The 22,810-nt window shown below is 49.8% G+C and carries 21 protein-coding genes, 4 tRNA genes and 1 pseudogene; 12 read left to right on the forward strand and 14 right to left on the reverse strand.

Going from position 1 to position 22,810, the window contains the following annotated elements:
• The 4 genes from acsB to DCCM_RS00590 all read right to left on the reverse strand — a co-directional run.
• Positions 1-1,922: acetyl-CoA decarbonylase/synthase complex subunit alpha/beta (acsB, locus tag DCCM_RS00570; protein ID WP_104370535.1), on the reverse strand; the 1,922-nt coding region annotated here is incomplete at its 3' end.
• A gap of 27 nt (positions 1,923-1,949) precedes the next feature.
• A complete protein-coding gene (cooS, locus tag DCCM_RS00575; protein WP_104370536.1) occupies positions 1,950-3,968 on the reverse strand; it encodes an anaerobic carbon-monoxide dehydrogenase catalytic subunit in 2,019 nt (672 codons plus the stop codon).
• 102 nt (positions 3,969-4,070) lie between these two features.
• Complete coding sequence (locus DCCM_RS00580) at positions 4,071-4,835, reverse strand: ATP-binding protein (protein WP_104370537.1); 765 nt, start codon at positions 4,833-4,835, stop codon at positions 4,071-4,073.
• Between the two features lie 545 nt (positions 4,836-5,380).
• A complete protein-coding gene (locus DCCM_RS00590; protein WP_104370539.1) occupies positions 5,381-6,538 on the reverse strand; it encodes an alkaline phosphatase family protein in 1,158 nt (385 codons plus the stop codon).
• Positions 6,539-6,864: 326 nt separating this feature from the next.
• On the opposite strand from DCCM_RS00590, the gene DCCM_RS18880 reads away from it, so the two are divergent.
• The 4 genes from DCCM_RS18880 (at position 6,865) to DCCM_RS00605 (ending at position 7,387) form a co-directional block, all read left to right on the forward strand.
• A tRNA-Pro gene (locus DCCM_RS18880) sits at positions 6,865-6,942 on the forward strand.
• A gap of 95 nt (positions 6,943-7,037) precedes the next feature.
• A tRNA-Glu gene (locus DCCM_RS00595) sits at positions 7,038-7,113 on the forward strand.
• Between the two features lie 103 nt (positions 7,114-7,216).
• Positions 7,217-7,302: transfer RNA gene (locus DCCM_RS00600), tRNA-Tyr, on the forward strand.
• A gap of 10 nt (positions 7,303-7,312) precedes the next feature.
• Positions 7,313-7,387, forward strand: a tRNA-Gln gene (locus tag DCCM_RS00605).
• A 183-nt stretch (positions 7,388-7,570) separates the two neighbouring features.
• Here the strand turns inward: DCCM_RS00605 and DCCM_RS00610 are convergent.
• Positions 7,571-8,389 (reverse strand): Mrp/NBP35 family ATP-binding protein, encoded by an 819-nt coding sequence (locus DCCM_RS00610; RefSeq protein ID WP_104370540.1) that lies wholly within the window; start codon positions 8,387-8,389, stop codon positions 7,571-7,573.
• Between the two features lie 825 nt (positions 8,390-9,214).
• On the opposite strand from DCCM_RS00610, the pseudogene DCCM_RS00615 reads away from it, so the two are divergent.
• A pseudogene (locus DCCM_RS00615) lies at positions 9,215-9,652 on the forward strand (sigma-70 family RNA polymerase sigma factor); the annotation flags it as partial.
• Between the two features lie 307 nt (positions 9,653-9,959).
• Here the strand turns inward: DCCM_RS00615 and katG are convergent.
• Complete coding sequence (gene katG / locus DCCM_RS00620) at positions 9,960-12,155, reverse strand: catalase/peroxidase HPI (RefSeq protein ID WP_104370542.1); 2,196 nt, start codon at positions 12,153-12,155, stop codon at positions 9,960-9,962.
• A 207-nt stretch (positions 12,156-12,362) separates the two neighbouring features.
• Positions 12,363-12,794 (reverse strand): Fur family transcriptional regulator, encoded by a 432-nt coding sequence (locus DCCM_RS00625; RefSeq protein ID WP_104370543.1) that lies wholly within the window; start codon positions 12,792-12,794, stop codon positions 12,363-12,365.
• A 174-nt stretch (positions 12,795-12,968) separates the two neighbouring features.
• On the opposite strand from DCCM_RS00625, the gene DCCM_RS19635 reads away from it, so the two are divergent.
• The 6 genes from DCCM_RS19635 to DCCM_RS00655 all read left to right on the forward strand — a co-directional run bounded on the left by DCCM_RS19635 (position 12,969) and on the right by DCCM_RS00655 (position 18,600).
• The gene (locus tag DCCM_RS19635) at positions 12,969-13,229 is read left to right on the forward strand and encodes an Ig-like domain-containing protein (RefSeq protein WP_373855380.1); all 261 of its coding nucleotides are present in this window, start codon (positions 12,969-12,971) and stop codon (positions 13,227-13,229) included.
• A 303-nt stretch (positions 13,230-13,532) separates the two neighbouring features.
• Positions 13,533-14,657 carry a carbohydrate kinase family protein gene (locus tag DCCM_RS00635; RefSeq protein WP_128739023.1) on the forward strand — a complete coding sequence of 375 codons (1,125 nt, stop codon included), beginning with the start codon at positions 13,533-13,535 and terminating at the stop codon, positions 14,655-14,657.
• Positions 14,554-15,747: a glycosyltransferase gene (locus DCCM_RS00640; protein ID WP_104370546.1), complete on the forward strand. Its 1,194-nt coding sequence runs from the start codon at positions 14,554-14,556 to the stop codon at positions 15,745-15,747. The genes DCCM_RS00635 and DCCM_RS00640 overlap by 104 nt, the downstream gene beginning before the upstream one ends.
• Positions 15,744-16,502, forward strand: coding sequence for a nucleotidyltransferase family protein (locus DCCM_RS00645; RefSeq protein WP_165791968.1), 759 nt, complete (start codon positions 15,744-15,746; stop codon positions 16,500-16,502). Before DCCM_RS00640 ends, DCCM_RS00645 begins: the two co-directional genes overlap by 4 nt.
• Positions 16,489-17,847 (forward strand): phosphomannomutase/phosphoglucomutase, encoded by a 1,359-nt coding sequence (locus DCCM_RS00650; RefSeq protein ID WP_104370548.1) that lies wholly within the window; start codon positions 16,489-16,491, stop codon positions 17,845-17,847. Before DCCM_RS00645 ends, DCCM_RS00650 begins: the two co-directional genes overlap by 14 nt.
• 21 nt (positions 17,848-17,868) lie before the next feature.
• On the forward strand, positions 17,869-18,600 hold the full coding sequence (locus DCCM_RS00655) for a WecB/TagA/CpsF family glycosyltransferase (protein ID WP_104370549.1): 732 nt from the start codon (positions 17,869-17,871) through the stop codon (positions 18,598-18,600).
• A 206-nt stretch (positions 18,601-18,806) separates the two neighbouring features.
• Here DCCM_RS00655 and DCCM_RS00660 read toward each other — a convergent pair whose 3' ends face one another.
• The 5 genes from DCCM_RS00660 to DCCM_RS00680 form a co-directional block, all read right to left on the reverse strand.
• Positions 18,807-19,133 carry a pyridoxamine 5'-phosphate oxidase family protein gene (locus tag DCCM_RS00660; protein ID WP_104370550.1) on the reverse strand — a complete coding sequence of 109 codons (327 nt, stop codon included), beginning with the start codon at positions 19,131-19,133 and terminating at the stop codon, positions 18,807-18,809.
• Positions 19,134-19,215: 82 nt separating this feature from the next.
• A complete protein-coding gene (locus tag DCCM_RS00665) occupies positions 19,216-19,884 on the reverse strand; it encodes a Crp/Fnr family transcriptional regulator (RefSeq protein WP_104370556.1) in 669 nt (222 codons plus the stop codon).
• 68 nt (positions 19,885-19,952) lie between these two features.
• Complete coding sequence (locus DCCM_RS00670) at positions 19,953-20,234, reverse strand: hypothetical protein (RefSeq protein ID WP_128739025.1); 282 nt, start codon at positions 20,232-20,234, stop codon at positions 19,953-19,955.
• Positions 20,235-20,461: 227 nt separating this feature from the next.
• A complete protein-coding gene (locus DCCM_RS00675) occupies positions 20,462-20,911 on the reverse strand; it encodes a type II toxin-antitoxin system VapC family toxin (RefSeq protein ID WP_104370552.1) in 450 nt (149 codons plus the stop codon).
• Positions 20,904-21,203, reverse strand: a complete 300-nt coding sequence (locus DCCM_RS00680; protein WP_104370553.1) for a type II toxin-antitoxin system Phd/YefM family antitoxin — start codon at positions 21,201-21,203, stop codon at positions 20,904-20,906. Before DCCM_RS00680 ends, DCCM_RS00675 begins: the two co-directional genes overlap by 8 nt.
• A gap of 353 nt (positions 21,204-21,556) precedes the next feature.
• Between DCCM_RS00680 and DCCM_RS00685 the strand changes: the two genes are divergently transcribed.
• Entirely contained in the window at positions 21,557-21,778 is a 222-nt protein-coding gene (locus tag DCCM_RS00685; RefSeq protein ID WP_104370554.1) for a hypothetical protein, read from the forward strand.
• 46 nt (positions 21,779-21,824) lie between these two features.
• Here DCCM_RS00685 and DCCM_RS00690 read toward each other — a convergent pair whose 3' ends face one another.
• Both DCCM_RS00690 and DCCM_RS00695 read right to left on the reverse strand, forming a co-directional pair.
• Positions 21,825-22,544, reverse strand: coding sequence for a hypothetical protein (locus tag DCCM_RS00690; protein ID WP_104370555.1), 720 nt, complete (start codon positions 22,542-22,544; stop codon positions 21,825-21,827).
• Positions 22,545-22,563: 19 nt separating this feature from the next.
• Positions 22,564-22,810: hypothetical protein (locus DCCM_RS00695; RefSeq protein ID WP_133163936.1), on the reverse strand; the 247-nt coding region annotated here is incomplete at its 5' end.

Below are 22,810 nucleotides of genomic sequence, written 5' to 3' on the forward strand. Positions count from 1 at the left end.
GCGCCGATGGTTCCGGCCAGGGTGGAGAAGGTCATGCCGGACGGGGTCATTCCCCCGTGCTCCCGGTTAACCACCATGAAGCCGTTGCACTCGGGAACCATGGCCAGGATGCACTCGAAGCATCCGCAGGAGGTCATGGGATATTCCATAATGGTGTAGAAGTTGACGTTGGTGATGTTCCTCTGGGAGTTGTTGAAGCAGAACTCGTTGAAGGACTCCCACTGGCCTTTAACATCGTCGATTATACCCTGTTTGGGAACAGGCTGGTTGGCGCCGTGGGGGTTGATTTCATAGGCCGCCTTGGCGTCCAGCCAGCTCACCGCGCCGCACAGGCCCACCCGTTCCGGCGCCACCACGCAGACGTGGGTGGGGGCGAAGGACTGGCACAGGGTGCAGGAATAGAAGGTGTCAACTTTCTCATCCTGCAGTTCTTTAAGCCTGTCATCCCGCTTTTTGTAGTTTTCCCGGGCCACATCCCGCATTTGCAGCACCTTTTCCTGGTCGGTGTAGATGGTAATCTGCACCCGGTCGACAATGGCGGAAAACTCGGTTTTGAATTTGGCGTACAGAATTTTGCCGATATCCTTCATGCGGAAGCCCTTTGCGTAGGCGTCCTTGGATATGCGCACCCACATGATGTCCCTCTGGGCAACGTGCCACAGGCCCTCGCCGTAGTTGGTAAAGTAGTGGATGCGGCGCTCCAGAACAGGCTCAAAGTCTTCCTGCATTTTGCGTCCGTACACGTCCACCACGATGCCTATGGGCAGGCGGCCGCCGGCTTCAATGGTGTCAATGTCCGGGCCCACCAGTTCCACTTTGCCGTCTTCAATCTCGTCCTCGCCCACCATGCGGACAAGCTCGAAGCCCGGGGTTTTGGTGCCGCCGAACTCAACGTACATATCCTTCTTGCGGATGGATTCACCCTCGAAGGCGGGGCCCACGGTGATGGGCACGTCGATTTCAATGGCGGTGATTTTGATGCCCCGCACTTCCAGGCAGGTCTGCACAATCTTGTCGTAATCGGGCTGGGATACGAACCAGTCCTTGATTTGTTTGTCTTCCGGCAGTTCCTGGTCGGTGATGACCGGGAAGCCTACATTGATGGCGCCCATGCAGGCGGCATCCTTAACCATGTCGTGCTCGCCCAGGTAAAGAATGAAAGCCAGTACCCGGCGGTGCTGATAGTCCTTCTGGGCATCCGTCGCGCCTGCCGGAACGCCGCCGAACATCATGCCGGCCCGCAGGGCGAAGTTCGCCGCGTGAACCACCTGGGTGAAGTTGCCCAGGGGGAAGGCGATGTAGTCAATGCCCAGTTTTACATTCTCTTCCATGAGCTGCTCGATAATCTCGTCGCAGAGGAAAAGCATCAGGCCCTTGGCCATGAAGCTGTCCACCATTTTCTTGGCGGCTTTGCTGTCCTTGGCCCGGCCCACTATAACCGCCTCGCCGGGGATTGTCCAGTCAACCAGCTTGGTGCCGTACATGCGCACCACCGGGTCGCCCAGGAAGCCGGTCCAGGGGGTCTGGTACAGCGGATTTTCCGGAGTATTCCTCAGGTAGCGAACCGCTTCAATAATTTCAGCGGCATACCAGGTTGCCTCGCCGCCCTGCCGGGCATTTTTAAAGTCCCTGTAGTCCTCCCTGACAGACGCCCTCATGCGGTTCAAAATGGGTACCAGGTCGCCCAGGGTTTTTACTTCCTCACCGCTCAGGCAACGGATAACAGGCAGGTAATAGGCCGTATCGGGATAGGCTACCGGATGATCCGCGCCAAAGTCGCGAATGGCCTGGCTCAACAGTATTTCGGCATAGCTCAGTGCTGTAATGGTACCGTTATATGCTGATTTGAATAGCGCCTTGGGCTCTTTGCCCGCTTCTATAACGCCTTCAAAGATAGCATCGAAGTTAATCTGCTCAGACATTTGTTCTCCTCCTTTCGAACTCGCGGATTAATAGTTCTGGCACAGCGGAGTTTCAAGATCTTCGGAAACCTTCTTGTGCACTCCCAGTTTCCAGGTGCGGTATTCCAGCGCGCTGAGCATCTTCTTGGCAGACACTGCGGGATCCATTTCGAAGATGAAATAGCCGCCGTAAACGTCATGGGCAACCTGGGTAACGATGGAATAAATCAGGTCGCTGCCTTCCAGGGGAGGCATGGCGCCTACATGCACGGGCATACCCATGGCCACGCACCAGCAGCCGATGGAGACTGCCTTGCCGCTCATGGCTTCCGGAGCGGAGGCTACCCAGGGCACCTTGGGAGTGTCTACACCCAGTTCGTTGGCCATATCCATTAACAGGTCCGAGCAGCGGGTGTTGTCCACGCAGGAACCCATGTGGAACACGGCGGGCAAACCGGTGTTGAGGTTTGCTTTTTCGCTGATTTTTGCCAGGAATTTCTTAAGTCCCGGGCCAGCGTATTTCTCCACGGAGTCGGGAGCCATATAACCCATCTTGGCGGCACCCTGCATGGCGCAGCCGGTACCGATTACAAATACGTCGTTCTTGAGCATTTCTTCAATAATGCCCAGGTGGGTTTCATCCTGCGGGCGCTTAAGGTTGTTGCAACCGGCCAGCATGGCCACACCCTTGATTTCGCCTGCCAGTATGGCGTCTGTCAGGGTTTTCACCGGATTGTCCGGATTGACTGTGCCGAACAACTGGTACAGGGCCTCCAGGCTCCAGCCTGCTATAACCTTGTTCACCACATTGGGTATATGGACCTTCAGAGGATCTCTCAGTTTAAAGGCTTCGATGGCAAGACGGACCGCCGTCTTGGCGTTTTCCAGGGCCTTGGAGGTCTGGAAGTCAATGTGATAGGAACCGGGTATCTTCACTATGGGTGAAGTTGTAATAATTCTGGTATGGAAGCACTCGGCCGCATTCCTAATGGCAGGCATAATGCACTGCACGTCCACCACCATGGCGTCAATGGCGCCGGTGGCAATGGCGTATTCCTGGGAAGCGAAGGATGTGACCAGGGGAACGCCATGGCGCATCAGCACCTCGTTACCGGTGCAGCAGATACCCATAAGCTTGATACCCTTGGCGCCGGCGGCCTTGGCTTCATCTTCCAGTTCCTTGGCGGCCTGCACGATTATTTCGGACAGAATGGGGTTGTGGCCGTGCAGCACGAAGTTCACGCATTCGGGGTCGATGACGCCCAGGTTGGCCTCGCTGACCACAGGCTTGGGAGTTCCGAAAATAATGTCGGACAGGTCGGTACCAATATGCATGCCCACATAGTCCCCCAGGGCAACCCTAAGGGCGGCAAAGATTATATTGACGGGGTCGTTGTCCATACCCACGTGGGCCTGGGTAACCAGTTCGGAAATAACATTGTAAATACCGCTGGGCATAATGTCGTGGGTGCGGAATTTATCAATACGACCCTTGGTGGCGGTTGTATTAACCCAGGTGGATTCCCCGAATCCTTTCAGGCGGCTATATTCTTCCAGAGCGGCCTTGGCCACGTCATGGGCAATGTCCATTTCGGCCCGGCCTTCGGTGGCAATACCGAGGCGTTTGGCTACCTTATGGAGTTTTTCAGGATCCTTGACACCATAATCAGGCGCGTGTCCCTCGGAGGCTTCCAGCAGGGTGTGAGCCATGTGGCTGGCGTGCTCGCTGTGGGAAGCAGCTCCGGTGAGGAGCATGAGACCGGTGCTCCGGGCCGCGATGGTCCAGTGGGATGCACCGCAGATACCTTTGCTGGCCGGACCTTCATCGGCTTTAATGCGGCAGGGGCCCATCATACAGAAACGGCAGCAAATTCCTTTATAGCCGAACTGACACTGGGGCTGTTGGGCTACAGCCCGGTCAAAGGCTGTGATCATACCCCGCTCCTTGGCTATATCTATCATTTCAAGGACGCCGGGGTCAACAGTGCGTTTAACGGACTTCGGATCGACAACCCTGGGGGCCGCCGAAGGCCGGCAAGTATGGCTTGGATCGCTAAACCTTGGCATTTTTGTACCTCCTTAATAAATAGAGTTGATTAAACAACTACTAAACATCAGGTCTGCTTCCTGCTATCTCTCTGGCAGGGCAGACATATCTCTCCCTCCCGGTTACTGACCACCTACCTCTCTCAAAATCTTTTCTCGAACCTCCCTCATGCCAACCAATAATTCCCCCCCGGCTGCGTTTGAGTCAGGTTCCATACCACTTTCCCAGATAGTATTATTAAATGCCAAAAACCCCAGCACCTCACCGGGCTGGAAACTTTTCTCTATAAACTCTTTCTCTTTATCCGAGCGAATTTTGTTGGCAATTATTTTAATGTTGTTAATACCCAGATCCTGCGCCATGCTCATGACGTTACGGGCGGTATTAATACTGTTGCGGCTGGGCTCCACCACCACCAGCATTAAATCCACCCCCCTGGCGGTACCCCGGGAGAGATGCTCAATACCCGCCCCCATGTCCATAACCACAACTTCATCCTTGTCCAGCAACAGGCTGGACAGCAGCGCGGACAGAAAGGTGTTTTCCCGGCAGTAGCACTCCGAACCGCCCTTTTTAACGTCTCCCATGCGCATGAACCTGATATTGCCCCGGGCATGGCAGTAATCATCTATGCTGTCGTCAAGTTTGGGGTTCAGAACATAAAAAGCCCCACCACCGCTTACCGCCCGTATTTTGTCCCGCATTTCCACAACGGGCTTTATGTTAGCGGCCTCATCACCGGGAATCCCCACAGCTGCCGCCAGGCAGGCGTCAGGGTCCGCGTCAATGGCGTAAACGGTCTGATGGGTCTCTGCGAAAGATTTGACCAGGGCTGCGGCAATGGTGGTTTTACCAACGCCACCCTTGCCGGAAATGGCCAGTTTCAAAAGTATCACTCCATCTAAACTATATTTGTTTTGTCATAACTGCGCCAGAAAATTAACGATAATTCCAAAAAAACTTTTCTACAAATGTCAGTCAAATTCCTTCCGCCAAACCTATCATCGGATTTATAAAATTTTGAATATATATTTTCGACGCATATTCGCTAATCTCCTGCAAAAAAAAATGAAAAATTCTGAACCTATGAATATTTTGAAAACAGTATGTTAACTGTATGTTAATCCTCCACACACTAAATCAGCAGGCAAATATTATCTCGCCGGCAGCCTGCAAAACCCCGTCCTGGAAGGCCGGAGGCAAACAGGCCGCAAAAGCTCGAACCAAGCTCGCCTTTGGGGAAAAGGGACACACTTCTCCTTGGAGCATGTTTTGGGGGTCGGAGAAATGTCCCCGGCAAAGTCCGGCAGGAGTATAATCCCCTCCGGACCCAAGGCTCACTTGTATTATACCTGCTGACCGTTCTAAAATACAAACAGTTTAAGTAAAGCGAAATTCCACGAAAAAAGGTCCCAATAAAAGGCTTCGGCCTTTATGTAAAAAACAAATATCTTTTTTTCAACACCTTAAATTGAACCAGCAGGGCGATTATAAACAGCGCAAGGGTTATAACGAACCCCACCTTCATCAGCCTTACGGTTAAATTCAGCCTGTCAATCCGCTGGTCCCGCTCTTTCATCTTTCTTTCCATGGTGTATTTTTCCCGGGTAAGATCCGCTTTTTCATCCTGTACGGCAATCCTTTTCCGTTCCAGCCTGCCCGCTTCATCCATAGCCCTGGAGTATGCGTCGCTCAAATCCTTGACCCGTTGCTGCAGCATATATATTTCCGGACGTCCGGGACCCGGTCTTAATGAATCCCATAACACCAGGCCGTTAATACCCGACATATTTATTCCCTGAAGATAGGCCAGGGTGGGTGCTATATCGTTATTGCTTACAACGGGAACCGATTTGCCGGTGGAAAATTCATTGCCCCTGATTATCAGTGGTGGAGCGCCCACAGTTCCGCATACAACAATCAGAGTATCCTGGTACAAACCCTGCTGATGCAGGTGACCCAACAGCCTTCCCACCTGGATGTCCGCCTGGGCCACGGCTTCAAGATACTCCCGGCTGTCTTCGCCGGACCGCACCATGGCCCGGTAGGGTCCGGACAATACCATTACGGAAAAGAAAGGCTTCTTCTCTGAAATTTCTTTAATAGCCAGTTCGGTTATCTTGCTGTCATCCTCCACGTTCTCGGAATAAAAATATTTTAATCCGGAGGTCAGCCCTTTTAATTCCCCGGTGCCGTCAATGAGCAGAGTATCGTTACCCCTTTTCTGCATGAGATTAAGAATACTTTCAACCCCGGGCTTGTCGCCGGTGTTAAGATAACCATGCCGTGCCGGCTCCGAGCCGCTGAAAATCGAATAAATCTGGGCCGCCCTGCTGTCCGGGGGCATCAAACACATCCTGTCCACCTTCACGCCGGCCGAACCCAGCCCGTTTATATTGGGGGCCCTGGTTTTTTGCAAGGCATCGGACTGCAGGCCGTCCACAACCAGCAGCATTATCTGACTGGTACGGGCCGGGGCCGTCTGTTCCTCCTCCGGCAGCGAATCAGGCAACGCAAACAATTTTTGAGGATGAATAAACAATAATGCAATTAAAATAGCAATATATAATATTTTCCATTTAGCAATCAAGGCGGCAGCCTCCCTCCATAATTTCTCAATAATACTATAATAAGGAGAGGCTGATTTTATGACCGCCTTCATAAATTTTGCAACAACACGGCATTATCGTTATGCACCGTTAACACTCCCGAAAAACGGACATAAAAATAACAAAAATGCATAAAAAAATACCCGCCGGGGATAATATTAACACTCCGCTTTGGTGAGTTCTATCTCTCCCCGTCCAGCTATTAGCTGGACATTTTTTTGCTCCTGGTAATATAATTATAATCATGTAATTATATTTTTCTTGACTGCAACGTGGATATTAGCTATAATTACATCTGCATGTTGAGCGGGATGTGGCGCAGTTTGGCTAGCGCGCCTGCCTTGGGAGCAGGAGGCCGGGGGTTCAAATCCCTCCATCCCGACCAATTCAGCAGTCAGACGTCAGTAGTCAGCACCCGGAATAGAAGGAATTCGACCAGGCGAATTCCCACAGGCAATCTGACCACCGACATCCGAATACGGCCCCTTGGTCAAGCGGTCTAAGACACCGCCCTTTCACGGCGGTAACACGGGTTCGAATCCCGTAGGGGTCACCATTTTCGAAATTAGAAATTTGAAGTTCGTAGTTATATATAAGAAGCAACTTGCCATTGGGCAAATTGCATTCAAGTCGAACCTTTAATCCTGAACATTAAATATGGAGGGGTTCCCGAGCGGCCAAAGGGAGCAGACTGTAAATCTGCCGGTAGACACCTTCGCAGGTTCGAATCCTGCCCCCTCCACCATTTATTATATTGGGGCGTCGCCAAGCGGTAAGGCACCGGTCTTTGGAATCGGCATGCGTTGGTTCGAATCCAGCCGCCCCAGCCAGCGCAAGGTTAAAACCAGGAGTTTTAACCTTTTAAAATTTTCACAAGCCCTTTACGGCGTTTTCCCGGCAGACCGCCTGCCGCCTCCCGGTGCTTTTAAAGCCTGTTGACCTTTGGTCAACAGGCTTTATTTGTTTTCCCCAAAGTGGAATTTGTTCCCCAGGGATACAATAACTCTTTTTTACTATAATGTTACCCTGGTAAAGGCCTCGGTTTCATATTGCTCCACCCGGCCCTGGTCGCACAGTTCCGCAAGTTTCGGATCAATGGGGAGAATTTCAAGCAATTTAATTCCTTCCCTAAAAGAAACCTCTTCAGCCTGGCTGGGCCCGAACACGTCGATTTTCTTGCCGCAGTCCGGACATGTCAGGTAACTCATGTTCTCAACCATTCCCAGCACCGGCACATCCAGTTGGGCAGCCATCTTTATAGCCTTTCTCACAACCATTTGAGCAAGCTTTTGGGGTGAGGTTACCACCACCATTCCATCCAGGGGCAGTGACTGCATTGTGGTAAGAGGAACGTCGCCGGTTCCGGGAGGTAAATCGACTATAAGGTAATCAAGCCTCCCCCAGGCAACATCTGTCCAGAACTGTTTCACCGCCCCGGCAAGTATGGGTCCCCTCCATATAACCGGGTCGTCTTCATTGGGCAGCAGCAGGTTTATCGACATGAGTTTAATACCCGTTGCGGAACTCACAGGCAGCAGGTAATCAAAATGATTGCCCGGACGCTCCGTGGCGCCGAATATTTTCGGTATGCTGGGGCCGGTGATATCCGCGTCGAGAATACCCACGTTAAATCCCTGTTTTTTCAGGCCCATGGCCAGCAAAGCGGTTACCGACGATTTTCCCACTCCCCCTTTGCCGCTCATAACCCCTACCACGTGTTTAATTTCGTTGTATTGATTTTGGGGTAGTTTTTGAATTTTTTCGCAGCTTCCAGCATCGCATTTATCGCTTTTTTCACTGCATGTCTCACACTGGTTTTTCTGGTCGTCCACTTTTCCCTCTCCCTACCGTAATTATTTTTGCAGCAGTCTCGACAGTTCATCCCGGGCTTCCAAGGACGGGATGCGCAGCGGAGCTGTGGTTGCCTTTCAAATGGCCACAAGCCTTAAGCCTGTTTTCGCCTCCGGGCGATACCCGCCAGTTGAAATTTAATATGCCCTGCCCGGTGCTCTTCCATGACCTTGGCGGCAGGAGCAGACAATTATTGAAATACCGCACCCTTCACAGGATAATATATCCCCGGAAAAGTTGTCCATAGCCTCAAATAAGCAAATTGCACGACAATTACTGCATTTTGGGCATAATTCCGGTATTATCCTGCTTTTTTTAAATCATAAGAGGAAATTTCTTCTTTTATGGAATGTCAAACACCACATGGAGGACCTATGGAACCCCGCGGCATTTTAGCACCTCCTGTGTTCGTACTTATAATTCAGTAATAATATAATCCCGTTTTTGACATATGTCAATTACGGTCAAATATTTTTAAGCGGTAACCGTATATAATCGGACCCATCCCGTATGTCGTCAACTGATTCCAGCGGCACGAAAATGCTATAATTCCTTCACGGCTAAATTTAAATATGGACCCTTGCCAGGTAAGCCCCGTTCACGGATGAAAGCGACTTCTTTTTAATTTGTGGTATAATTAAAAAAATCCGCCATCCCATCCGGATGCTGACAGAACGAACCCTGACGGCGGGAAACCGCAGCCGTTAAAATCCATAGCTGGCAAATGTTTAATATTACGGACTGGCACTTTTAACCCCTCCGCGCCATAAAATATATGACCATGTTTTTTAAGGAGGGATACGAATTTGCCCGGATTGTGGACTTTGGCCGTGGTTTCCCTGGTAAACGGGCTGGTGTTGCTGGTATCCTACGTGGCCAACAACAGTTTCCCGAAACCCCTTTCCGAGGAAGAAGAAAACATTCACCTGGAAAAAATGATGGCCGGTGATGAATCGGCAAGGCAAACGCTCATCGAAAGAAACCTCAGGCTGGTTGCCCATATCATCAAAAAATTCGACGGCACCGGAGAAGATTTTGACGATCTGGTCTCCATAGGCACCATCGGCCTGATTAAGGCCATCAACACTTACAATCCTGAAAAGTCCACCCGCCTGGCCACTTACGCCTCGCGCTGCATTGAAAACGAAATATTGATGCATTTTCGCTCCAGAAAGAAGACCAGGGCAGAGTGTTCAATTTACGAACCCCTGGGCACAGACAAGGAAGGCAATGAATTTACCCTTGCGGTTTATCTGTGTTAACAGATTTTCCATATGACAAAGGATGGCGCACCGGCGCCCATTAGACCGGACCAAAAGCAGTTACATTATACCAGGAAGTAAATAATACCCCCCTATACACCTAATTGGCCAGTGACGTCCGGCCTGGAAAATATATCTCCAGGCACTGCCGGCTTTCACGTCCGGAGCAGGATCGCAACAGGGCATCGTTGATGCCCTGTTTTTTCCTTATATATTCGTTATTTGACTTGATCCAGTATGTTAATGCCAGGTTAATCTGAACACCCCTGCCGTATAAAAATCCGCCTTTTCAGGCAAGGTCAAAACGATCCGCATTCATTACCTTATTCCAGGCCGCTACGAAGTCATGTAAGAACTTATCCTGGGAGTCGTCACTTGCATAGACTTCCGCGATGGCCCGGAGCTGGGAGTTCGAACCGAAGATGAGATCAACCCGGGTGCCGGTCCACTTGAGTTCGCCCGTCGCGCGGTCACGCCCCTCGAACACGTCTTCGTCTTTAGAGGTCGCCTTCCACATCGTGCCCATGTCGAGAAGATTCACAAAAAAGTCATTGGTAAGCGTCTCCGGCCTCCTGGTAAAGACGCCGTTCCGTGACTGCCCATAATTGGCATTCAGTACGCGCAGGCCGCCCACCAGAACTGTCATTTCAGGAGCGGTCAATGTCAGCAGCTGTGCCCGATCCACCAAAAGTTTCTCTGCCGGTACGGTAAACTTGGTTTTAAGGTAGTTGCGGAATCCATCCGCAACCGGTTCGAGCACCGAGAATGAGTTAACGTCGGTCTGCTCCTGCTTTGCATCCGTGCGTCCCGGCAGAAAAGGAACGCTCACATTGTGACCGGCGTTCTTCGCGGCTTGCTCTATACCCGCGCATCCGCCAAGGACAATCAGGTCGGCGAGAGAAACCCTTTTGGGGCCTGACTGTGCACCGTTGAATTCCGCCTGGATTTTTTCAAGAACCTGCAGCACAGTATTCAGTTGGGCCGGCTGGTTGACTTCCCAATCCTTCTGCGGTGCAAGACGGATGCGCGCCCCGTTTGCCCCGCCACGCTTATCGGAACCCCGGAACGTGGACGCCGACGCCCAGGCTGTTGAGACAAGCTGGGAGACGGACAGGCCGGAAGCCATTATTTCACCCTTGAGAGCAGCGATATCCTGTTCGTCAATCAATTCAAAATCGACTGCGGGCACCGGGTCCTGCCAGATCAGTTCCTCCGCGGGCACCTCAGGACCCAGATAGCGTGAACGCGGCCCCATATCCCGGTGGGTCAGCTTGAACCATGCACGGGCGAAGGCATCCGCGAATTCCTCGGGGTTTTGCAGGTAGCGCCGGGCGATGGGTTCGTAGATCGGGTCGAATCGAAGGGAAAGGTCCGCCGTGGTCATCATCGGCCGGTGCTTCTTCGACGGGTCGTGCGCGTCAACCACCATGTTCTCTTCGTCCACGTTCTTGGCCAGCCACTGATGCGCGCCTGCCGGGCTCTTGACCAGCTCCCACTGGTATTTGAACAGCACTTTCAGATAGCCCATGTCCCATGTGGTCGGGTTCGGCTTCCAGGCGCCCTCGATGCCGCTGCCGATTGTATCACCGCCTTTGCCGCTGCCGAAGCTGCTCTTCCAGCCGAGGCCCTGTTCCTCAATGCCGGCGGCCTCAGGTTCCGGACCTACAAGCGCCGGATCGCCCGCGCCATGACACTTGCCAAAGGTGTGCCCGCCGGCGACCAGCGCAACTGTCTCTTCATCGTTCATGGCCATACGTGCGAAGGTTTCCCGAACGTCACGGCCGGAGGCAACCGGATCCGGGTTGCCGTTCGGCCCTTCCGGGTTCACGTAAATCAGGCCCATCTGTACGGCGGCCAGCGGATTCTCGAGATCCCGGTCGCCGGAGTAGCGCTTGTCCCCTAGCCACTCAGCCTCTGATCCCCAATAAATGTCCTCTTCCGGCTCCCAAACGTCCTCGCGCCCACCGCCGAAGCCAAAGGGCTTTAACCCCATCGACTCGATAGCGCAGTTGCCGGTGAGAATCATCAGGTCGGCCCAGGAAATTTTCCTGCCGTATTTCTGCTTGATTGGCCAAAGTAAACGGCGTGCCTTGTCGAGGTTTATGTTGTCCGGCCAGCTGTTGAGAGGCGCGAAGCGCTGAGTTCCGCTGCCCGCGCCGCCGCGGCCGTCGCCTGAGCGGTACGTGCCCGCACTGTGCCACGCCATCCGGATGAAGAAAGGCCCGTAGTGACCATAATCGGCAGGCCACCAATCCTGGGAGTCGGTCATCAACGCATGCAGGTCCTTCTTCAGGGCTTCCAGATCGAGCTTTTTAAACTCCTCAGCATAGTTGAACTCTGCGCCCATCGGATTACCCAGGCTTGAGTTCTGATGAAGAATCTTGAGGTCCAACTGGTTCGGCCACCAGTCCTTGTTGGCAGTGCCTCCCCCAGCAACGGCATTTTTCGCTCTGCCTGTTACCGGACATTTACCCTTTTCATCCATTAATTTCCCTCCATTTCAAGATACTAACAGGCTTAGTTCTAAAACAGCTGACTGAGCATTCCGCTACTTCCTCTCCTTTTTGAAGCACATGAACCAGTCCAGGCGGGGCTGAATCATACCATATGTGTTGGCTGCCTCCATATTGCTGTCCTCGATAAGCGGGAAGGCAACCTCAATATTCACTTTCTCTGCAATAAAAAACCTCCTTCAGTTATCGTTTTTTATGTTCAAAAGGCATCCTGGACAGACACCTTTGAAGTATACGTTCTTGTCAGTAATTTTAAAACCGGTTAGTTCTTTAATCGGAAATGAATCGATATCTATATTAAAGTCGAAAATTGCGCCGCATTCCTCACACTTAAAGTGTCCATGATTTTGGGTTGCAATGTCATAGCGAGTTTCATTGTCTTCTATGTTTATTAACCTGAGCAGGCCTGCTTTTATTAAAATATGCAGAGTATTATAGATTGTGGTTCTAGACAAATTGGGTACTTCTTTATGTATCTTGACATAAATCTCGTCGACTGTCGGGTGATTCGGATTTTGACACAGGTATTCCAATACCTTCTTTCTAAGATGGGAAAGCCGTATATTTTGCCTCCTAAGTTCATTGGCTATTAAATTATATTTTTGTTTCATCCTGAATCACTGTCCGTTAATATTAAGAATATTTAAAAATTGTAATGATTACAATTTATTATATATCAAGATAACGGAGTTCACAATAAAAAATTTATAATTACAGAATATTTTAACATTTATAAAGCACTGGGGCCTGGTGCAAAGAACAGGCAATCAAAGAAAGTCAATTCTATTACCGGCAAAAGAAATCCGCTCCGGCCCGGCAGGGTAACCCCTAAATGCGGAGGCCCGCCTGCGGCTCTCGAGGCCGAAGTAATCCCGGATGATGCTGCCAATAAAAAAATTATCTGGACCAGCACCAAACCAGAGGTTGCAACAGTGGACAATAAAGGTGTGGTAACTCCTGTTACTGAAGGTACTACAACCATCAAGGCAACTACCTTGGACGGCAAAAAATCCGCTAATTGCAAAGTCACAGTTAAAAAAGGTTAGATATTGTTCCCATGCAAGCGCTTTACCAACAGATTTGTTGACAGATAAACTCCTAAACTCCGGCACGATGCCTGGAAAATATATCTCCAGGCACTGCCGGCTTTCACGTCCGGAGCAGGTTTGCAACAGGGTATCATTGATGCCCTGTTTTTTTTAGCCGGGTCAATAGTAAATGACTCCGGCCCAATCCCTCAACTGAATAAATGCCTGAAGTAAAAGCGCCAACACGGATAATAAAGTATAGTAAAAATTCTTTTGGAGTATTATAAACTTGATTTTCCGAAGGCTCGCGAGTTTAAGGGTGTGAAAAATTTGCTGTTCGGCATAGCGGGACCAATATCAAAGGACCACGTCACTCTGGCCACAGGAGAAAAATTGGAAAAATACGGGGCGGTGGCATATAGTGTTTCTGCCCTGGCCAAACTCCTGGAGGGTTCCCGGGACCGGATTATTTGCCTGTCCCATATATCAGACGCCGACATGGAAGAAGTCGTAAAGCTGCTAAGCCACCCTAATGTCGACTTGTCCGGTTTATTGCCCATTGACAATGGGATGGCGGAAATACAGCTCACCTATAAAAACGAATGTGAGCGTCAAAGCCTTCAAATTAGTTCCATGGAACCGCTGTCTAAAACTGAAATGAATATTTTGTCCGGCTGCAGCGCCGTATTGTTAATGCCATTAAATGAAACGGACATACCCCTGGAATGTGTTCAGGAGTTGAGAAGGACCTCGGATGCCGCAATATTTCTCGATGCCCACGGATTAGTGACCGGAGTAAACGAAAAAAGGGAACGGTACAGAAAAGAGTGGACCACCGCCAAGGAATGGTTCAGCCACATTGATATCCTGAAGATGAACGAGCATGAAACTTCCTGGGTGGCGGGATATCCCCTGTCAGACCAGGAGAGTTATGTGCGGTTCGCCACGGATATTGTGGAATCAGGATTAAAATCATGCTGGATTACCTTTGGGGATCAATCTTCTTTAATTTCCTGGAGCAGGCTGGACCGTGTTTTTTGGGCCAAGGTCCCGGTTATTACTGGTATGGGGCCGGTGGTGGATACAACCGGCTGCGGGGATGCTTCTTCCGCGGGGTTTATCTACTCCTACGCCAAAATACTTCACAGCTCTCTGCTAGCGGCTGTTATGGGGAATACCATGGGTTCTTTAAAAGCCACCTTCACTGAAACAAATGCCTTCCCCTCACCTCCCGAAATACGCGGCGTCATTGGAAACCGCTACCGTGATTACCTGCATACCCTGCTGGATGATTTTTTAATCAAAAAACAAGTAATAGTTCATGAAATAAAAGGAGGCAGGCATGATGAAGGTGTTGTGCACAGTTCAGATGACCGCAACATCAGCCCTGGGCCAGACCATGCGGGTAATAGCGGTGGCCAGGACGCTCCGGCGCAAGGGACATGAAGTTAAATTCATGGCCGGGGACAATATAATTAACGTGGTTAAAAGCCACCAAATCGATATCATTGAAATGTCTCCCCTGCCTAAAATTGATTTTCAATTCGGCAGTTTCATGTTAGATGAAAGCCGCCGGGACGAAATGGCAATTTACATAAAAAAAGTAATCGGGCAAATATCGGCGGAGGAAAAGCAAGCCATAGAGGCTGAAAAACCCGATGTTTTGCTGTGCGGCAATTTAACCGGACCCCTTTCGGCTAAAATGTTTGGCGTGCCCGGTGTATTAATTTTCTTACAGCCACACGGGGAAAAAACCATGGAATTATTCACGCGGCGTTTGTTTAAGAGTGACGCCATAAAAAAACACATAAATGACGTGATGCAAGCGGCAAGCCTGCTCCTAATGGAAGGCATGCCCGAGTTGGGCGGTAAAGTGTTAACCCGGGGCATGGCGGAATTGATTCATATACGGGACAAGTTGCGCTTTACCGGACCCCTGCTGGCAGAGCAGCCGGAACAGCTGCCTGAGAAGTCGGAATTGAAACTCCGCCATGCCGGCGCAAGGGATATGCCCCTGGTTTACGTTACCATTGGGGGCGGAACTCCTCTCATTGGAGAGGAGTTTTTGAGTCTGGCCCTGGAGGCATTCCGCCGGCTGCCCCGGGTAAAGGGGGTTATCTCCACCGGACTGGCCATGGAACCCAATGTTTTAGCTGCATACAATCCCCCGGGCAATGTGGTTGTCCAGGGCTTTGTCCCCGGGACGGAATTAATTAAAGCCAGTGATGTCACGGTCTTTCACGGCGGCTCTTCCACCTTGATGACCTGTATCGCCTGTGGCACCCCGGCTGTGGTGGTACCTTCCATGGCTGAGCAGCAAGATAACGGCGCCGTTTTAGCCCAAAATGGTGCGGGCATTGTTCTGGATAAGCAAGGGTTATCTTCCGCCATCCTGGCCGAGGCGGTTGAGAAAGTTTTATCCCATAAGGATTTTCAAATAAATGCCCGGCGGCTGAAAGCAATAGGGGATAAATACGGGGGGCCGGCGGCGGCGGCCGTAATGGTGGAGGAACTGGTTGGGAGGGGTGCTTCTTGAAGGCCCTGATTTTATCGGCCGGCAGGGGCACCAGACTGCGGCCCATCACAAATTATATTCCCAAGCCAATGCTTCCTTTACACGGCAGGCCACTGATGGAATGGGTCATGCTGCCGCTAATTGCCTGCGGGATAAAAGACTTTGTGGTGGCGGTAAGCTACCTGGCGGAGCAGGTTAAAAATTATTTTGGCCGGGGTGAACGCTGGGGAGTGCGCATTAATTACTGTTACGGACCTGAACCCGCGGGAAAGGCCGGAGAGATCTGGCGGGCCAGGGAATTTTTGGGTTCAGGAGAAAAGGAAGAGAATTTTCTGGTGGTTCCGGGGGATACACTTTGCCAATTAAATTACAGGGAGCTATTCCATTTTCACCGGCAACACCGGGGGCCTGTTTCAGTAGCCTTTTCAACCCGCTACCGCCTGGAGGTCGGCACGGCGGAAATAGATGAAAACAGCCGGGTTGTAAAGTTTCATGAAAAATCAAACCTGAATGTGCCTGTGAGCACGGGCGCCTATGTGCTGGACAACCGTATTTTCCCCTACATTGAGGCATTTTCCCCCGGAGGGAAAGAAGTGGACCTCCCCGGTGATGTTTTCCCTGAACTTATGGCGGAAAGGGTACCTATTTACGGTTTTGTGCGGGATTATGCCTGGTGGGACGTTGGCAGAATAAGCGACTATGAAAGTTTATTAAAGCTTAAAGCGGATGCGGCCGCGGAAATATTAACATGGGGCTCTAATCATGGGTATCTTTAAAGCTTGCGATATCAGGGGTATTTACAGCCAGGAACTAACCGACAGGGACGCCTACGACCTGGGCCGGGCGGCAGGAAAACTGGCCGCGGGACAAACCGCGCTGGTGGCGGGAGACGTCCGTTTGAGCACCCAAGGTTTAAAAACGGCCCTTTGCGCAGGTCTGGCCGCTGCCGGGTACAGGGTCACCGACCTGGGAATTGTTACCACCCCTATTTTCTATTATGCCGGCCATCATATTGACAATGATGTGGGAATCATGGTTACGGCTTCCCATAACCCGCCGGAATACAACGGTTTTAAGCTATTAATAAAAAATAGGCCCATTAACAATCAAGAACTGGTGTTCCTGGAGAAAACCATGGCAAATGGCGATTATATTACTGGTGCCGCCGCTGGCGGTTACCGCCGGGACGGCTCTTGGACAAGCCGTTATGCGGAGCATCTGCTTAACCGGTTCCAGCCGGGGAAATTAAAAGTTGTTCTGGACTGCGGCAATGGCAGCTGTTCCCTCATTGCCCCGGGTTTATTAAACTCCCTCGGCTACCGGGTGGTGGAGCTTTTTTGCACCCCGGACGGCAGCTTCCCGAACCGCTCACCCAATCCTGCGGCGCCGGAAAACATAGCGGCCTTGTGCCGGCGGGTACCAGCGGAAGGGGCCTCGGTGGGAATTGCCTACGACGGGGACGGCGACCGGGTTGCTTTCGTGGATGAAACAGGACAGCCCATTGCCAATGACCGGATACTGACTTTGCTTGCCAGGTATCTGCTGGAAATGGAGAAAGGCGCGGTTGTCTATGATTCCAAATGTTCCCTGGTAGTGCCGGAAGAAGTTGCGCGGATGCATGGTGTGCCGCTCATGGCCCGTTCCGGGCACGGGTTTGTGGGAGCCGCATTTTTGGAAAGCAACGCTCTGGTTGCCGGGGAATTAAGCGGTCACTTTTTCTGGCGGGATTTACAATTTGATGATGGCGTCTACTCCTCTTTGGTGCTGCTGGAGCTGCTGCAGAAAAGCAATACCCCCCTATCCCAAATGGACGGAACTATACCAAAATATCTGATTACGCCGGATATCAGGATCCCCTTTCAGGGCGACCCGGGAGAATTGGTTAACCAGGCCGCCCAAAGGCTTTCTCAATATCCAATTTCCCGCCTAGACGGCGTTCGTGTGGAATTTCCGGATTGCTGGGGGATGATCAGGCCCTCCATAACGGAGCCGATATTAACATTGCGTTTTGAGGGAAAAACCAGGGATAAGCTTACTTTTATCATGGATTTAATATTACAGGAGCTTCCCTCCGAATATCAAAATAAAGCTTATGAGGTATTAAGGACAATGATATCTTAGCATTTAGAACGTGGGGATATTATGAAGGTTAGCCTGCTGGGAGTGGAAATCGATGCCCTTGGCATGGAAGAAACCGTTGAAAGGGTGGCCGGATTAATTAATAGTGGCCGCCCTCACCGTATTTTAACGATCAACCCGGAGTTTTTGTACCAGGCACAGTTTGAGGAGCGTATAATGAAACTTGCCCAAAAGGCGGACCTGATCACGCCGGATGGGATAGGAATCGTTTGGGCCTGCCGCCTGGCGGGATTTCCGGTTAAGGAGCGGATAACCGGCACGGATCTGATGCTGCGGCTGGTTGAGAGGGCAAGCCCGGAAGGCTGGCGGGTATATTTGTTAGGGGGAGCACCCGGGGTGGCTGAAGAAGCGGCTAAAAAGCTACAATTGCAATATCCCGGCTTAAACTTAGCAGGTACTCATCATGGCTACTTTAAAGACAACGAAGAAGAGCTGTTGGTTAAAAAAATTAAAGAATTAAAACCACATCTGCTTTTTGTGGCCCTGGGCGCCCCAAAGCAAGAGCTATGGATTGATCAGCATATCCAGGAAATAGGCACTGCCACAGCCATCGGGGTAGGCGGCAGTTTTGATGTGGTTTCCGGCAGGGTGGAGCGTGCTCCCCGGTGGGTTAGGCGCATAAACCTGGAATGGCTATACCGGCTCTTAAAGGAACCTTCCCGCTTACGGCGGCAGGCGATACTTCCCCTATTTGCCTGGCTGGTAATTAGAAAATATGGACTGAGAATTTCTTGATGGCATATTACGGTATTCAGACTGCCTTATTAGATATAAAGCTGGTGCCGGAAAACATGGAAGTATCGGGCTGGAGAGCACCTGGAGACCCCAATGTTTCCCCGGCCTATTGCCATTGTCACGAATTACTGAAAACCAGAGAAATAGCTCGTGTATAATCACGAGCTATTTCTCTGGAGTTATGGGTTTATTGGCTTGCAAATTTACTATAACAGCGCTGCAACCTTTTCCACGGTAAAAATTATTTCATCACCTTCGGCGCGGGCTTGGCCGATGAAACGGTAGCCCTGTTTCCCCGACACCGCGGCAACCTGCATGATCCCTGTTTCCGCCAGGTTCCGGCGGGTTTTTTCCATTTTGTATACTCCTAGAACCAGTGTATTGTTACCACGGATCTCTTTTACTTTGCCCACCACGATTAGATGGGGCTGCCCATCCCCGGAAAGTGTGGCCACAGGTATGAAAGCGGATTGGCTGATTACCTCCTTAATTTCCGGAGTCAATACCGCATTACAACCACAACAACTTCCCATAAAGCAAACCTCCTTATTATTGAATTAACCAAATGGTATCATCCATAAGGAGAAAAGTTCTGTTAAATATTTTACAACATAATTAAAAACAACGATCTTTTAGGATAAAAGATTTATCCTTTCTGGATATATATTTTCTTGCCGCCAGTTCTTTAAGGGATTGCGCCACCATAACCCTGGATGCTCCGACAAAATCCGCAATATCCTGTTGGGTCAGGTGCAGCCTGATTCTGGTACCTTCAGGACATGGCTCGCCGTGTTCTCCGGCCAACCGGATTAATAAGTTCAAAACCTTTTCCAGGGTTGTCCCGGTACGCAGTTCGGTCATTTGCTCCCAGGCGGTGTACAACCTGTTGCCCAGGCTGAAAATAACCTGCATGGCCAGATCGGGCGATTCGCGGATAATTTGCTCCAGACGGGAGCGGCTGAGCGCGCAAACCCGGGCATCTTCCAGGGCTATAGCGGCAGCCGGCTGCGTGCCCTCCCTGAAAAGAGCCGTTTCACCCAGCACTTCACCCTTGCCGGCTATATGCAAAATAGCTTCTTTGCCATCTTCATTCATCCGCACTAATTTAAAACTTCCTTCTTTAATCAAAAAAAGACTATCGGCAGGGTCTCCCTGAAGAAACAAGACATCACCCCGCCGGTAATGTTTCTTGTCGGCAGCCTTACGGCAAACCTGGCTGAAAACTTCCTGGTCCACGCAATCAAATATAGGTAAATCCTTCAGACAAAGACAGCGTTTTTCCACAGGGTGAGCTCTCCAATCCATTTGTAAATTTATGCTCAGAACTATAATATACCTGCCTGATTCGTTTTTCACATGGCATGGCGGGTATAGTTTAACCCCCTAGCTTTTGGTCCGTCTTGCTCAACAGTAAATTGTATAATTATATCATACCATGTAAAAGACTTCGCCAAAGCCCTTTTGGTGTTTTTCACTATTTCACAAAAATCAAGCCCCCTGACCGGATTTACATTCACCTCCCGCCAGGCCGTTAGAACTACCGGACAGACTAAGCCTGCTTTTACATTTCCACCGGCTGCCAGCTGATTTTTCAATAAAACCACCGCATTCCTGTTCATTTCCACGTAAATCAAATAGCAGGCATCACAAAGATAATACTTTGTATCACTGATATCCCTTGGTATGCCTGTATTTGAGCAAGCATAGCAAAGAACATGGGCAGTAACAGCAGATTGGGAATCCAATGCCATTTAATATCCGTAAAGGCTATCACCATGCTCCCCCACTATAATAAAGAGGCCCTCCGGAACTCCGGAGGGCTTAAAGCAACCTTCTGCCGTTTTGTTGAAATCCGAAACCTTCATTTAAAATCCTTCAGCAATCTGATGTACTTCTTATTCACTGAATTAGCCAGCCTTTCGTCTGCGGTCCAGAACTGGCATTCCTCTTCGTCTTGTCTTGAGATTATTTCCGCCACTGCCAGATACGCCGCGTCATAAAGGGTCGAGAGCTTTTCCTTTTCCGCAATACGCCAGGCGGCCCGCATGACGGCCACGTCATTTATAAAGGTTAATACCCCGAAGCTATAGAAGGCTTCCCAGGCTATTTCGGCCTGCTCCCTGGTTATTAGCTTTCTTGCCGCCTTTTTCCTTAACACTGTCCCGACTTCAGCCCAGGCAAAGTCAGGCAGAACAACCGCCATTCTCTGGCCTATTACTTTCTCCATTAACGCCGAAGCTTCCTCACTGCCCTCTTCATTTACCAGGAGCTTTATGAGCACGCTGCTGTCAATACAGATATAACTACTCATGCCGGGAGTCCCCTTCCCGCAGCTGCCTGATTAAAGGAGTGGAATCGGGCTGGGGCTTCATTTGCTTTCTCAGGCTGGCAAGCCTCTGGAGAGTTTCTTTAGCCATTTCTTCTTTTTCATATCGCTCCGCTTTTTTTGCCTTTTCCCGCATCTCCTCAAATGCCCTGGCCTCAATTATATAGGCAACGGGTTTTGATCTCTGCAATAAAACTATGGGTTCCTTTGATTCTATGGCCTGGGTGATAATTTTGCTGGCGTTTTGCCTTATTTCCGTGACATTAAACATAGTCATATTAATAGCACCACTTTCATATGTACTACTATTAATATATCACAACATTCAACAACCCACAATTTTGTACTATATGTACATATTGTATGTTATTGCATGTAAAAATATTCCAGGAATATTCCGGCCACCCTCAGCTCCACCAAGGTGACGACTCCACGGGCTATAGTCCAGGGCTTCCCTGTTCATCCAGCCGGACCGCCTGCCTTTTTCAGTATATATTCAGTTGCTGTTAAGGGTTGTTTCAGCAACAGGGAATATTATGGCAATAACAAAAAAACCATTGAACATGGGCTTCAAGTGGACAGCACGGCTATCATATTTTCAGCAATGAGGGGGTAAGGGTTGTACGGGAAGTGGGGGAATCCTTCGAAAAGATTATAGTTGCGGTACAAGGGTTAACATCACGGATACGGGAAGTGGCGTCGGCAACGGAACAAATGTCGTCGGGGGTTAAAAACGCAGCCGCATCCACGGAGGAACAATCCGCAGCCATGGAGGAAGTTTCTGCCGCAGCAGAAGCATTGTCCGGCCTTTCTGAGAAATTAAACACCTTGGCAGCCAAGTTCAAGGTTTAGAAGGTCAGGCTCTTAATAAGTTAAGAGCCTGACCTCATTAGCGTTCCTAAATACCCTGTGTATATTTTTTAAGTACTTCAGGGGGAATGAGGTAATCTAAATCCATTTGATATATCTTTTCATGTTCATTGTTTTTATATTCTTCCAATAGATCATTAAGCTTAATTACTTGCATTTCTATTTCATGGTTCATCATTTCATATGGAGACCACGTTATTTTGATCTGTCCCCAATCGTACCAACGAACTACCTCTAGATCTAACCATAAAAGGTGGTCATTTAGCTTTCTTTTTTTCAGTATTATTTCTCTATTTGTAAATTGATCGAGCTTTTTTATGTTTTCAATTAATTCATTAATATTATCAGAGCTTAGATATATATTTTTTATATATATCGTTGGCCATCTTTTTTGCTCTTTAATAGCAGAATTTCCCTTAACCATATTAGTGTCGCGTTTTCTGTTCCAAATAGCGTTTCTCACCACCAGACCACCTTGCCTACTCTTCTCAAATGGATATTCTCGATCCTCAGAGTATATACACCAGGAGTTTATTTTATCGTTTGGAATAGTATAGCGCATCCTTAAAATCTGTTCATAAGTAATTAATTTATCACCTCTATTTCGTTTAAGTCTAATATATAATGGTTCTTCAGTATAATAGCTGGCTATTTGCTCGTATTGCAACATAGGAAACATAATTGGATGGCACTTTTCATTTATGATTTCTGCATTTCCTTCTTCAATAGGCTTGATATCTTTTTCCATTATCCTGTCTTCACTCTCCTTATTTTATGGAAGATCCATAACATATTGGGGAGGAGCTCCTCTTCTGCCTTTCGTCATACTGGTAGTAGGTGGCGCTGTCGTTGGCCGCATCTATTACTCCCATTAGCTGCCCGTCGCCGTTATAGAGGTTTCTTACCTGTTCATTGCCCCCTTTGGTTACTCTGATTAATCTGTTTTCGTAATCGTAGGAGTATCCCCAGGAGTAATCGTTTTCTCTTTTTTCACTTTTTTGATTGCCGTTGGAG

This window comes from Desulfocucumis palustris, from assembly GCF_002933875.1.
In the GTDB taxonomy this organism is placed as follows: Bacteria; Bacillota; Desulfotomaculia; order Desulfotomaculales; family Desulfocucumaceae; genus Desulfocucumis; species Desulfocucumis palustris.

Excerpts from the sequence above, each read along its gene's own strand:
- DCCM_RS00680 (WP_104370553.1), bottom strand. The coding sequence starts at position 21,203 with ATGACTATGTTTAATGTCACGGAAATAAGGCAAAACGCCAGCAAAATT.
- DCCM_RS00675 (WP_104370552.1), bottom strand. The coding sequence starts at position 20,911 with ATGAGTAGTTATATCTGTATTGACAGCAGCGTGCTCATAAAGCTCCTG.
- DCCM_RS00660 (WP_104370550.1), bottom strand. The coding sequence starts at position 19,133 with ATGGGAAGTTGTTGTGGTTGTAATGCGGTATTGACTCCGGAAATTAAG.
- cooS (WP_104370536.1), bottom strand. The coding sequence starts at position 3,968 with ATGCCAAGGTTTAGCGATCCAAGCCATACTTGCCGGCCTTCGGCGGCC.
- DCCM_RS00650 (WP_104370548.1), top strand. The coding sequence starts at position 16,489 with ATGGGTATCTTTAAAGCTTGCGATATCAGGGGTATTTACAGCCAGGAA.
- DCCM_RS00690 (WP_104370555.1), bottom strand. The coding sequence starts at position 22,544 with ATGGAAAAAGATATCAAGCCTATTGAAGAAGGAAATGCAGAAATCATA.
- DCCM_RS00625 (WP_104370543.1), bottom strand. The coding sequence starts at position 12,794 with ATGAAACAAAAATATAATTTAATAGCCAATGAACTTAGGAGGCAAAAT.
- DCCM_RS00655 (WP_104370549.1), top strand. The coding sequence starts at position 17,869 with ATGAAGGTTAGCCTGCTGGGAGTGGAAATCGATGCCCTTGGCATGGAA.
- DCCM_RS00640 (WP_104370546.1), top strand. The coding sequence starts at position 14,554 with ATGATGAAGGTGTTGTGCACAGTTCAGATGACCGCAACATCAGCCCTG.
- katG (WP_104370542.1), bottom strand. The coding sequence starts at position 12,155 with ATGGATGAAAAGGGTAAATGTCCGGTAACAGGCAGAGCGAAAAATGCC.